The sequence below is a fragment of the Pseudomonas sp. F-14 TE3623 genome (genome assembly GCF_053629015.1).
Window position 1 is genome coordinate 3,828,529 of sequence record NZ_JBRJHM010000001.1, and the last position, 11,831, is coordinate 3,840,359.

Below are 11,831 nucleotides of genomic sequence, written 5' to 3' on the forward strand. Positions count from 1 at the left end.
GAAGGAGTCGCATGTTAAGTAGCATCCAGGCCAAATTACTGATCGTCGACGACCTGCCGGAGAATCTTCTGGCGCTCGAAGCATTGATCCGGCGTGAAGACCGTATGGTCTATAAAGCCCTATCCGCCGACGAAGCCTTGTCGCTGTTGCTGCAACACGAATTTGCCATGGCCATTCTCGATGTGCAGATGCCCGGCATGAACGGCTTCGAGCTGGCCGAGTTGATGCGCGGCACGGAAAAAACCAAAAACATCCCGATTGTGTTCGTCAGTGCCGCCGGCCGCGAGCTTAATTACGCGTTCAAGGGCTATGAAAGCGGTGCGGTCGACTTCTTGCACAAGCCGCTGGATGTTCATGCGGTCAAGAGCAAGGTCAATGTCTTCGTCGACCTGTATCGTCAGAGCAAAGCGATGAAGCATCAGGTTGAAGCGCTGGAGCAAAGTCGCCGGGAGCAGGAGGCGCTGCTCAAACAGTTGCAGAACACCCAGAATGAGCTGGAGCAAGCGGTGCGCATGCGGGATGACTTCATGTCCATCGTGGCCCACGAAGTCCGTACGCCGCTCAATGGCCTGATTCTCGAAACCCAGTTGCGCAAAATGCACCTGGCCCGGGATAACGCCGCAGCCTTCACCCTGGACAAGATGCACGCCATGGTCGACCGCGATGAGCGGCAGATCAAAAGCCTGATCCGCCTGATCGAAGACATGCTCGATGTGTCGCGGATCCGCACGGGCAAGCTGTCGATTCGCCCCAGTCGGTTTGACCTGGTGCAACTGGTGAACAACCTTCTGCAAAACTTTGCCCCGCAGGTTGAAGCCTCGGAATCGTCGGTCACCCTGACGGCCGAGCAGCCCGTGATGGGGCACTGGGACGAGTTCCGTATAGAACAAGTGATTTCAAACTTATTGACCAATGCGCTGCGTTACGGCGCCAAGAGCCTGATCGACGTACGCGTGTACAATCAGGACGGGCAAGCGTGGGTTGAGGTTCAGGATCGCGGCATCGGGATCAGTGAAGAGAATCAGCAGCGCATTTTTCAGCAGTTCGAGCGAGTGTCCGCCAAGGCCGTTGTAGCAGGGCTGGGCCTGGGGCTGTTTATTTCGGAACAGATTGTCGCCGCCCACGGTGGCTCCATCACCGTCGAGAGCCGGATTGGCGAAGGCGCCTTGTTTCGCGTTTGTCTGCCGCTGCAGGAAAACAGCCCGATAAACGCAACCTCTGAGTGACCACACGGTCGTATCAGCAGCTATTGACCGAACAAAGGCTTTCCATGAGTGAAGATGCACAAGATGTGGTACTGATCGTCGAGGATGACCCTTCGATCTTGATGGTGCTGTCTGCTTATTTGTCGGGTGAGGGGTATCGGGTGCTGCAAGCCGAAAACGGCGAGCAGGCCTTTGAAATTCTGGCGAGCAAACCGCATCTGGACATGATGATCACCGACTTCCGCTTGCCGGGGGGAATCTCTGGCGTGCAGATCGCCGAACCCGCCGTGAAGCTGCGACCGGAGCTCAAGGTCATTTTTATCAGCGGCTATCCGCAGGAAATTCGCGAGACCGACAGCCCGATCACCCGCAAAGCGCCGATCCTGGCCAAGCCGTTCGATCTGGATGTGTTGCAACAGATCATGCAGGACATGTTGTCTTGATCGTACCTCCGTGTCAGGGAACGATTTGATCAGCCGGATAGTAGGCGAACAGCGCCTCTTCGCGGGGAGAGGCGGGTAGTACCATTTGCACGATTGGAACCACCATCCCCCCACTTTTATTGTAGAAGTCCTTCTGGTCATGTTGTGCACCGGCCAACCCGCCCGGGGTGTAGAGATAGAAGAACGCCTGGATGGGCAATTCTCGAGGGATATTCTGCGGCCAAGTCGCCAAGATCAGTTCGTTTTGTTGAGGGAACCAACTTGCGCCGAGCATGTTCCTCGTGCGTATGGATTGGTAAAAGGAGTCGGCCGCCAGGTGGTTCATGCTGTCGCGCACATCAAAACTGCATTGATAAGCCGGGGCATTCGACGGAGCAGGGGCGCGTTGCCAATGCGCCATCCATTGTTCGGCCGTCGTGATGCCCAACGTTTGGCAGCGCCGGCTTTCCAAAGGGTAGGCGGTGTGCCCCCCGCACCCCGGCTTGTCTCGAAGCTGACTCCAGCCGTCGATGGGGTAGCTGCACAGTACCTCGATCTTCCGCATGCCGGGCTGGTTGGCAAGAACCGGAAGGAAAATGAGCCCGTTGGTCTGGCCGAACACCAGATCCCTGAATTTCGAATCCTTGCGCAGAAATGAGAACGACACACCACCACTTTGCTGTGAATGCGGGCTGGGATTCCAGCTTGAGTATTCCGTGGATGGCACCGTCGAGCGCAGCACAATGCCTGAGCACAGAAACGCCGGCATCGAGGCCTGGCCGCAATCGGTGCGGGTGTCTTGATAACGTCTGGTCAGCTCGGCCACAACCGCCGCGCCATTGGCTGTCGCGCCGCGGGTTGGCGAAGTGCTCCCCGTTCCTTGTTGTTCCTCACGAACCTGACAGCCCGCCAAAACAACCATCAACATTAGTGCGATGATATTTTTCATTGACTACCCATCCTTCGAAGTTGACCTGCACACAATGCGTGGGGTTCTGATCGTTACTTGACCTGATCCGCCGCGCTGTAGATGAACTGCGCGTTTGCCGAAGCGGTACGTGGCAAGATGATTCTGATGATGGGCATCACCCGTCCACCGGTCTTGTTGAAGAAGTCCCGTTGATCATGTTGCGCACCGGGCAAGCCGCCATCGAGGTAGAAGAACGCTTCGATGGGCAGTTCTTTGGGAATGTTTTGTGGCCAGGTTTTAAGGATTAGTTCGATGTAGTCGTGAGGACCAGCGAAAAAGCCTGCTCGGTTGTGGACCAGCAGGGTGCGGTGAAACGAGGGGGCACCTTCACTATTCATGGTGTCACTCACGTCGAAGCCGCACATTCTGTAACCGGCTTTATTTTGCTGCCAGCGTGTTACCCATTGTTCAACATTGTGTATTCCCACGGTATGGCAAGGGCCACTGCCCACTGGATCCAGCTCGTGTCCACCGCAACCAGGTTTGGCGCGTCTATCGGATCCTGCATCCATGGGAAAAGCGCAGAGTACTTCGATTTGCCGTGTGCCGCTGGGACGATTTAATACCGGGTAAAAGATAAAGCCGTTCTTCTGTCCGAAGACAAGTCCGGTAAAGTTAGAGTCTTTACTCAAGTAGGAAAAAGAAACACCTCCGCTTTTCACGGAGGGCGGGCTGGGGTTCCAACTGGAATAGTCGTTCGATGCCACGGTTGACCGCAGCATTACCCCGCGGCACAGGAAGGCTGGCATTGAGTCTGTACCGCAAGTGGGACGAGTATCGTTATATTGTGCGGTCAGTGCGGCCGCGACCGCTGCGCCACTCTGCGTTGTGCTGTTGGTGGTGTTGGCGATGCCGGTTTCAGCTTGCACGGCCCGCATGGGTGTCTGTTCAGTCGGAGCCGGTTGTTGTTGTTGTTGTTGTTGTTGTTGTTGTTGTTGTTGTTCGCGAACCTGACAGCCCGCCAAAACAACCACCAATATTAGCGCGATGATTTCCTTCATTGCCTGTCCATCCCTTGAATGTGACCTGCGCGTGGCAGGCGGGCGCAGAGCGACCTACCAAAGGACGGGCTGCGGACTTCAGAGGAGAGTTAATCAAGGAAGAACTGCACTGAATAGCTGTCAGAGTTGACAGCTGACAGGCTTCAAATCGAGGTCTATGCTGAGCGGCTGTGCGGTGCGATCAAGGTGTGATTTTCCGGATTACACATTAGACCCGAATCATCTCCCGCACCTTCGCCGTCAACAAATCGAAGGTGAACGGCTTGGTGATCATCTGCATGCCAGGGTCAAGAAAGCCACCGCGCACGGCGGCGTGTTCGGCATACCCGGTGATGAACAATACCTTGAGATCAGGCCGATGTTGCCGGCCGATTTCCGCCAGTTGTCGACCGTTCATGCCCGGCAGCCCCACGTCGCTGATCAGCAGGTCGATTCGCTGACCGGAGTCGAGAATCGGCACGGCGCTATCGGCATCGCCCGCTTCAACGAAGGCGTAGCCCAATTCACTCAATACGGCGCTGACCAGGACTCGCACGGCGGGATCGTCTTCGACGATCAGCACGGTTTCGCCATCCCGGGCGTAAGGAGCGTGTTGGGCGTCGACTTGGGTGTCCTGGAGCAGTTCCCCGCTGAAGCGTGGCAAAAACAGACTGACCGTGGTGCCTTTTCCTACTTCACTGTGAATGCTGACGTGGCCGCCAGACTGTTTGCTGAAACCGTAAATCATCGACAACCCCAGGCCCGTGCCCTGGCCGATGGGTTTGGTCGTGAAGAAAGGATCAAAGGCCCGGTTGATGGTGCTTTGCGGCATGCCGCAACCGGTATCGGTGACGCTCAGAACAATGTAATCGCCCGGCTGCAGATTGCTGTGTGCCTCGGTGAACCCGGTATCCAGATGCTGATTGGAGGTTTTGACCAGCAGCTTTCCGCCGTCGGGCATAGCGTCCCGGGCATTGAGCACCAGGTTGAGCAGGGCGCTTTCGAGTTGGTTGGGGTCCACCTCGGCCACCCACAGTTGCTCGTCCAGTTGCATTTCCAGGTGAATGCTTTCGTTGATGCTGCGCTGCAACAGTTCAGCCATGGACACCACCAGGGTATTCATCTGCACCGGTTTTGAATCCAGCGACTGGCGTCGGGAAAACGCCAGCAGACGATGCGTCAGGCCCGCCGCGCGGTTGGCTGAGGTCACCCCAAGATCGATCAGGCTGTCCAGGTCCTCGGTGCGCCCCCGCGCCAGGCGTCGACGCAGCAGCTCCAGGCTGCCGATGATGCCGGTCAGCATGTTGTTGAAGTCGTGGGCAATACCGCCGGTGAGTTGGCCGACCGCTTCCATTTTCTGCGACTGCCTGAGCACCTCTTCGTTGTGGCGCAATTGCGCGGTGCGCTCCTCGACCTGTTGCTCGAGGGTTTCCAGGGTGTTTTGCAGACGCAGTTCGCTTTGGCTCAGATCAATCAACCGGTCCCTGGCTTCATACTGCCGTCGTCGCCCGCGCAACGCTGTGGTGACGAGGCTGATCAGCGTGACCGGATGAAAAGGCCGTTCGAGAAAGGTCACGTTGCCCAGTTGCAGCCCGAGTTGCGACGCAGGGTTCTGCTCCGGGCCACCGTGGTGGGTCAGCAGTACGATCGGCAGATCCGACCATGTCGGTTGCTGCTCGATCAGACCCAGCAGCGGTTCAAGGTTTGCGCCCAATAAGGCCTCGGAAGCAATCACCAGCAGGCCGGCACCCAGCGACAGTTCGTTGCACAACGCGCCCAGATCCCGGGTGATGACCCCGTCGAACCCTGCCTCGTTAAGCATCATCAGCGCGATCTGACTGTCGCGTCCCAACGGTGCAAGAATGATCGCACGCTCGGACATTGCCCCTATGGCCGTCACTGGACATCTTCCTCAAGCAGCGGCTTGCTCGCGCCCAGGTAAGTGGGCACGCCACGTAATACACCCTGGAATGCATCCAGTGGTTCACCGATGGTCATGCCCTGGCTGCTAATGCGATATTCGCGAATGGTCGATTCGTGGCTGCCGGTACGTTTCTTGATAATCGAGATCGCCCGGCGAACCTTGCCCAGGGCTTCGAAGTAGCGCAACAGAATGACCGTGTCGGCCAGATAGGTAATGTCGACGGGGGCCTGCATGTCACCGACCAGCCCATGTTGGGCGACGGTCATGAACGTCGCGGCGCCTTGGCGGTTGAGGTACAGCAGCAACTCGTGCATGTGCAGCACCAGCGCATTTTCCTCGGGCATCGCCGCCTGATAGCCGTTGATACTGTCAATCACCACGGTTTTGATATTGCCTTCATCGACACAACGACGAACCCGGTAGGAGAACTCACCGGGGGACAATTCGGCGGCATCCACTTGCTCGATCAGCAGGTTGCCGGTTTCTTCCAGGGCCTTCAGGTCGATGCCGATGTTTTTCATCCGCTCGAACAGCAGCCCCAGCTCTTCATCGAAGATGAACAATGCAGCCTTTTCGCCACGGGCCACCGCCGCAGCGGCGAAGACCATTGAGATTAGCGATTTGCCGGTACCCGCCGGGCCGAGGATCAGGGTGCTGGAGCCCGTCTCGATACCCCCACCGAGCAGGGCATCCATTTGCGCGATGCCACTGGTCAACTGCTGGCGGATATAACGCCCGCGATGTTCGGCCGCCACCAGGCGTGGGAATACATGCACGCCGTCACCCATAATGGTGAAGTCATGGAAACCGCCTCGGTACTTCTGACCGCGATACTTCACCACGCGGATCCGCCGACGTTCGGCACCGTAGTTAGGCGTCAATTCTTCGAGACGAATTACCCCGTGAGCCACGCTGTGCACGGTTTTGTCGAGAGCTTCGGTGGTCAGGTCATCCAGCAGCAGCACCGTGGCTTCGTAACGCACGAAGTAATGCTTGATCGCCAGAATCTGCCGGCGGTAGCGCAAAGAGCTTTGGGCCAACAGGCGGATTTCGGACAGGCTGTCGACCACGACGCGGGTCGGTTTGACCCGTTCGACTGCTTCGAAAATCTGTTTGGTGGCTTCGCCCAGTTCCAGGTCCGAGGAATACAGCAGACTCTGCTGATGCTCGGCATTGAGCAGGCTTTCCGGCGGCGTCAGCTCGAAGATGTGGATGTTCTCATTCAGCTCCCAGCCGTGGGATAACGCCCCTTGGCGCAGCTCTCGCTCGGTTTCCGACAGGGTGATGTATAACGAGCGTTCGCCGGCACGGGCGCCAGCCAACAGAAAATGCAATGCGACGGTGGTTTTGCCGGTACCGGGTTCACCCTCCAGCAAGAACACATGGCCGCGGGACAATCCACCGGCCAGGATGTCATCCAGACCTTCAATGCCGGTGGCGGCTTTTGCACTGATCAACTCGTTAGATGTAGACAAGAAATGCCCTCTCATGACTAGGGGAAGCGAGGCAGCAGGCTGGGGGCGCCTGAGTGGACTGCCTGATCACTTGACCTTTCGCCGAGACGGCGGTTCAACCTTTTGTGTTTGTGTGTGGTTCTTGTACGAAAAAAGCAAAAATCTTGATTAAAGCCCTTGCTGCAACGCCGGATCGTCGGGATTGAGCTGTTCCAGCTGTGCCAGCAGGATCTGCACGTTCTGCAGCTGTCCGCTTTCCTTCCAATAGTTGATCAGCAGTACACGCGCCTTGCGATCGGCCGGGTGGCGCTGGACGATTTCCTGCAACTGGTTCTGCGCCGCCTCCAGTTCTTGCTCACCATGCAGCGTGGTGGCCAGGTCGTAGCGGTAATCCTTGTTGTCGGGCTCAAGCTCCACGGCTTTGGACAGCCCGAGCAGGGCGAACTCACTTTGCCCGTGATGCAGCAACCAGAGTCCCAGCGCATGTTGCAGGTAGGCCGAGTCAGGCTGGGCCTTTAACTGTTTCGCCAACAATTGCCTGGCCGCATCGCTTTGGCCCTGTTTATCCAGCACTTCGATCTGCATCACCAGCGCTGGCAGGTTGCCGGGCGCCAGTTGCAACGTGCGCTCCAAGGCCTGCTGTGCGTCCTTCAGCTCGGCATTGTGCAAGTGCAGGCGTGCCAGTTGGTATTGGGTTTCGGCGCTTTCCGGCTGACCCTTGAGGAGCTGCTCCCAGGCATCGATGGCTTGCTCCAAGGGGCCGAAGTACAACCCCAGTTCATCCGGCGTCAGACCCAATAAGGCATTGACCGCCGCAAACCGGACGCTCGGATCGCTGTCATCGAGCAAGGGCCCCAGCAACAGGCTGCGCTGCCCACTGGGCACCAGCCCATTGATGCTTTTGATTGCTGCGATGCGCACGTCCGCCGAGGGATGTTGCAGGTCCGCATCCGCCAGTTTCAGGGCTTGCGGGCTTGGGTAGTTGGGCAGTTCGGCATGCAGCCAGACACGGCGCTTGGCCGACAGGTCAGGGCGGCCCAATTGCTGATAAAGCACCCGCGCCGCCCCCGGTTGACCCGCGCGTGCCTGGGCCAGCGCTTCGCTGTAGCCATGCTTGATCGCCGCCGGCACCACGGGCGTCGTGCTACGCAGGAAAAACCAGGCGAGGGCGAGGGCAAACAATACGCAGAGGCTGATGAGCAAGTAGCGGCGGGACTGAGGCATGCAGGAATCCGGGAGCTGGCAGGCTTTTGCAAAGCCACCAGCTTCGGTCAGGCCGGGCTGTGAGTCAAACCCAAGCTCGATTCAGCAGGTAGTCGTCGGCGAATTTGCCTACAGGTTTTGTCGACACTGAAACCTGTCGAGGCACTGAAGCAATGACTACGCTTGCTGGAGATGACTTAATGAGCGCTCCCATGCAACCGCTGCTTCAATATTTCAAGGCGATACTCAACCCCGGACGAGAGGTGCTGCTGTTCGCCCTGAGAACCATTGTGGCCGGGCTGCTGACGTTGTACCTGGCCTTCCTGTTCGACCTTGAGCAGCCCAAGTGGTCGATCATGGCGGTGGTCATCGTCAGCCAGCCATTGGGCGGCATGGCCCTGGCCCGAAGTTTCGGTCAGGTCATCGGCACCACTTTAGGAGCGGTGGTGGCGGTGTTGATCATGGCGATCTTCCCCCAGGCGCCCCTGCCTTTCATCCTCACCCTGGCCTTGTGGTTGGCATTCTGTACCGCCGGCGGCACCTTGTTGCGCTACACCAGCTCCCAGGCATTTGTGCTGAGCGGGTACACGGCGGTGGTCGTGGCGCTGCTGGCGGTACCCGATCAGGAAGGCACGTTCCTGCTGGCCGTCACTCGTGTGACCGAAACGCTTTTGGCGGTGGCTTGCGTGTGCGTGGTCAGCCTTCTCACGGCGCGACCGGAAGCTGTGGCGCGGGATTACTTCGCCAAGATCGATCAGGTCATCAAGCTGCTCGCGACCCACGCTGCTGCCGTCATCCGAACCGAAGAAAGCGAGGCCGATTTCCATCGGCGGCAGATGCAACTGCTCGGCGCAATCAGTGCTCTGGAGGGAGTACGTCGGCATTTATATTACGATGCACCACGGTTGCGCAGCGCCAATGGTCTGGTGCAACTGCTGGGCAATCAACTGGTGCTGCTGACTTCGCGGTTGACGGCCTTGCGTCACCAGCGGCAACTGCTCACCGAACGCTGGGAAGGCGCGTTGCCGGAAGAGATACAACGTTTGCGCGCCGAAGAACTGGCGTTTCTCGATGAATTGGCCCAGCAAGGGCGTTCATTGTCGAGTGAGGCACGGCACCATTTCGCCGCGCTGCAACAGCGTTTCGATGACCAGGCCTACAAGGCCGAACAACTCACCGAGACGATGCCTGCCACCCTGCGTTCATTGGCTTGGGCACTGCGTTGGGAGCAGGCACGGATGCTAGAGCAACTGGCGCAGATTCTGGAGCTAAGCGACGCGATCCAGGAGGGGCGTGAAGCCAGTTGCGTGTTCCGTGGCCAGGAAAATCCGCTGCATCTGGATTTCACCTTGGCGGCAATGAATGCAATCCGGGCATTTTTCGCGTTGCTGGTGGCCGGGTTGATCTGGATCGAGACCGCTTGGGATGGGGCCCGTGGCGGGATGATTGTGGTGGGGATTCTCTGTTCGCTGATGGCGACTTTTCCACGGCCGTTGCTGGCCGCGCAAAGCTTTGCCAAAGGGCTGGGTCTGGCCTTGGTGGTGTCGGCGCTCTATCTGTTCATGCTGATACCGATGATTAGTAACTTCGAGTTACTCGCCTTGTTGCTTGCCCCATTGCTGTATGCCGTCGCGGTGGGGTTGGCCAGTCCGCCAACCACTGGCACAGGCATCGGTCTTGGGCTAACGACAATACTGTTGTTGGGCCCGCAAAACACAGGAAGCGGCCAAAACAGCGCTATTCAGTGGTTCGAGTTTGCCGGTGCGTATATCAGCGCCTCCGCGCTGGCGCTCAGTGTCTATGCCTTGATCTTCCCGTTCAGGCCCGTTTTACGGATACGTCGGCTGTTCAATGAAAACTGCGAGCAGGTCTACGCTTTGCTGAAGACGCCGGCCACCGATGAACAACAATTTGCGTTTGAAAGCCGTATGGTCGATCGCCTGACCATGATGTTGGGATTATTGCCGGCGACCAACGACAAGCACTCCACAGAGCTGTTCGAAGTCAGCCTTGGCTGCATGGCACTGGGTGTGGCCTTGAACCAGCTCAGGCAACAGGGGCAAAGCAACACGTTACTGAGTACAGACCAGCAAAACCGTTTGCTGGCTGCCGTGCGTGAGACAGGCCGATTGATCGCCGGGCGGCCCGGGATAGACCTTGAGCAATTGCTCGGCAACTTGCGTGTCTTGGGCGATGAAATGGACGACTTGCATTTAGACGTTCATGAACACCTGTGGTCGGTATTCAGGATGCGCGTGGCGTTGTTGATCGTGGTGTCGTTTCTGGAGCGACATCGCCAATACTTTCAACCCGTCCAAAGGGAAGGAGAGCCAGCCCTTGCCCATTGATTTTGAATTGGGTGGTGTCTACTTGCCGCCGATTGCCCAGGCGTTACTGCTGGCCCTGCCGATCTTCCTGCTGCTGGACTGGATCTTGCGCCGTTTTGGCGTGCTGCGTTTTGTCTGGCACGAGGCCTTGTTCGAAGGCGCGTTATACGCCTGCGTTTGCGCGACGCTGATTCTGGTGATGGGAGCTTAATGCCTTGAAGAAGATCCTCGCCCGACTCGTGACTGTGGCAGTGGTATTGCTGGCCTTCGTGCTTGGCTGGTTCGCCTGGGAACATTACACCCGCGCGCCCTGGACTCGGGACGCGCGGGTTCGCGCCGATGTGGTGACGTTGTCCGCCGATGTCTCGGGGCGCATCGTCAGCCTGAGTGTTCAAGACAACCAGCATGTTACGAAAGGCCAGTTGCTGCTGGAGATCGACCCGGCTCGTTATACGCTGGCAGTGGAGCATGCCAAGCGCGCGGTGGAAGTCGCAAAAGCCACACTGGGCCAATCTGAAGCGACGATTGTCTCCAGTGAAGCGCTGCTCAGGCAGCGCCAGAGCGAAGAGCGTCGCCGTCGAACCCTCAAACAGGGTTTCGCGATCTCCGGCGAAGAATGGGAGAAATCCAGTACCGAAGTGGCGGTGGCGCAGGCGGAGCTGTTACGCAATCAGGCCAATCTGGGCCTGGCCCAGGCCAACGTGCAACTGGCGATCGCTGCATTGACCCAGGCCGAACTGGACTTGCAGCGCACGCGGGTCGCAGCGCCTGTCAGCGGTTACGTGACCAACCTGCTGACTCGCCAGGGCGATTACGCCACTGCCGGGGGGGCGTTGTTGGCACTGGTAGACAGCGACTCGTTTTATATCAGCGGCTACTTTGAAGAAACAAAGCTGCCGCGAATCGAGGAGGGCGACCGGGTCAGGGTCGAGTTGATGAGCGGCGAGACCTTCGGCGGCACTGTGCAAAGCATCGCTTTTGCTATCGCCGACCGCGAGAACTCCCCCGGCAGTCGCCTGCTAGCCAGCATCAACCCCAGTTACACTTGGGTCAAGCTGGCGCAACGAGTGCCGGTGCGGATTCAGATCGATGCTGATTATGTCGCTAAAAACCGCCTGCGGGCCGGGACTACGGCTACGGTAACCGTTGAGGAACACCGAGATAACGAGACTGCCCACTAATCCCCTGTGGGAGCGAGCCTGCTCGCGATAGCGGTCTGTCTGCCAACATCACGTCGCCTGTCAGTCAGTCATCGCGAGCAGGCTCGCTCCCACAGGGGGTTGTGGTGTTTGCGCTATGGCGTGCAGACAAAAAAAGCCCCGCAACCGAATGAGGCGCGGGGCAAA

10 protein-coding genes are annotated in these 11,831 nt (G+C 58.3%); 5 read left to right on the forward strand and 5 right to left on the reverse strand.

The annotated features are described in order from the left end of the window. Positions 1-11 precede the first annotated feature (11 nt). Positions 12-1,226, forward strand: a complete 1,215-nt coding sequence (locus tag AB7M29_RS17855; RefSeq protein ID WP_217854840.1) for a hybrid sensor histidine kinase/response regulator — start codon at positions 12-14, stop codon at positions 1,224-1,226. A 44-nt stretch (positions 1,227-1,270) separates the two neighbouring features. Then, positions 1,271-1,648 (forward strand): response regulator, encoded by a 378-nt coding sequence (locus AB7M29_RS17860; RefSeq protein WP_038983388.1) that lies wholly within the window; start codon positions 1,271-1,273, stop codon positions 1,646-1,648. 13 nt (positions 1,649-1,661) lie between these two features. Here AB7M29_RS17860 and AB7M29_RS17865 read toward each other — a convergent pair whose 3' ends face one another. The 5 genes from AB7M29_RS17865 to AB7M29_RS17885 form a co-directional block, all read right to left on the reverse strand. Further along, positions 1,662-2,576 carry a halovibrin HvnA gene (locus AB7M29_RS17865; RefSeq protein ID WP_217854841.1) on the reverse strand — a complete coding sequence of 305 codons (915 nt, stop codon included), beginning with the start codon at positions 2,574-2,576 and terminating at the stop codon, positions 1,662-1,664. 53 nt (positions 2,577-2,629) lie between these two features. Further along, the gene (locus AB7M29_RS17870; RefSeq protein ID WP_454247430.1) at positions 2,630-3,598 is read right to left on the reverse strand and encodes a halovibrin HvnA; all 969 of its coding nucleotides are present in this window, start codon (positions 3,596-3,598) and stop codon (positions 2,630-2,632) included. A gap of 208 nt (positions 3,599-3,806) precedes the next feature. Beyond that, positions 3,807-5,477 (reverse strand): ATP-binding protein, encoded by a 1,671-nt coding sequence (locus AB7M29_RS17875; RefSeq protein ID WP_217854843.1) that lies wholly within the window; start codon positions 5,475-5,477, stop codon positions 3,807-3,809. Beyond that, complete coding sequence (locus tag AB7M29_RS17880) at positions 5,474-6,976, reverse strand: ATPase domain-containing protein (protein WP_448724032.1); 1,503 nt, start codon at positions 6,974-6,976, stop codon at positions 5,474-5,476. Before AB7M29_RS17880 ends, AB7M29_RS17875 begins: the two co-directional genes overlap by 4 nt. Before the next feature lie 147 nt (positions 6,977-7,123). Beyond that, the gene (locus AB7M29_RS17885) at positions 7,124-8,179 is read right to left on the reverse strand and encodes a tetratricopeptide repeat protein (protein WP_217854845.1); all 1,056 of its coding nucleotides are present in this window, start codon (positions 8,177-8,179) and stop codon (positions 7,124-7,126) included. Positions 8,180-8,358: 179 nt separating this feature from the next. On the opposite strand from AB7M29_RS17885, the gene AB7M29_RS17890 reads away from it, so the two are divergent. From AB7M29_RS17890 to AB7M29_RS17900, 3 genes are read left to right on the forward strand one after another with little or no spacing between them, the layout of a single operon-like run. After that, entirely contained in the window at positions 8,359-10,506 is a 2,148-nt protein-coding gene (locus tag AB7M29_RS17890; RefSeq protein ID WP_454247431.1) for an FUSC family protein, read from the forward strand. Next, positions 10,496-10,696, forward strand: coding sequence for a DUF1656 domain-containing protein (locus AB7M29_RS17895; protein ID WP_038983381.1), 201 nt, complete (start codon positions 10,496-10,498; stop codon positions 10,694-10,696). The genes AB7M29_RS17890 and AB7M29_RS17895 overlap by 11 nt, the downstream gene beginning before the upstream one ends. A gap of 4 nt (positions 10,697-10,700) precedes the next feature. Further along, the gene (locus AB7M29_RS17900; RefSeq protein WP_217854847.1) at positions 10,701-11,666 is read left to right on the forward strand and encodes an HlyD family efflux transporter periplasmic adaptor subunit; all 966 of its coding nucleotides are present in this window, start codon (positions 10,701-10,703) and stop codon (positions 11,664-11,666) included. Positions 11,667-11,831 lie beyond the last annotated feature (165 nt).

Excerpts from the sequence above, each read along its gene's own strand:
- AB7M29_RS17865 (WP_217854841.1), bottom strand. The coding sequence starts at position 2,576 with ATGAAAAATATCATCGCACTAATGTTGATGGTTGTTTTGGCGGGCTGT.
- AB7M29_RS17890 (WP_454247431.1), top strand. The coding sequence starts at position 8,359 with ATGAGCGCTCCCATGCAACCGCTGCTTCAATATTTCAAGGCGATACTC.
- AB7M29_RS17855 (WP_217854840.1), top strand. The coding sequence starts at position 12 with ATGTTAAGTAGCATCCAGGCCAAATTACTGATCGTCGACGACCTGCCG.
- AB7M29_RS17870 (WP_454247430.1), bottom strand. The coding sequence starts at position 3,598 with ATGAAGGAAATCATCGCGCTAATATTGGTGGTTGTTTTGGCGGGCTGT.
- AB7M29_RS17860 (WP_038983388.1), top strand. The coding sequence starts at position 1,271 with ATGAGTGAAGATGCACAAGATGTGGTACTGATCGTCGAGGATGACCCT.
- AB7M29_RS17885 (WP_217854845.1), bottom strand. The coding sequence starts at position 8,179 with ATGCCTCAGTCCCGCCGCTACTTGCTCATCAGCCTCTGCGTATTGTTT.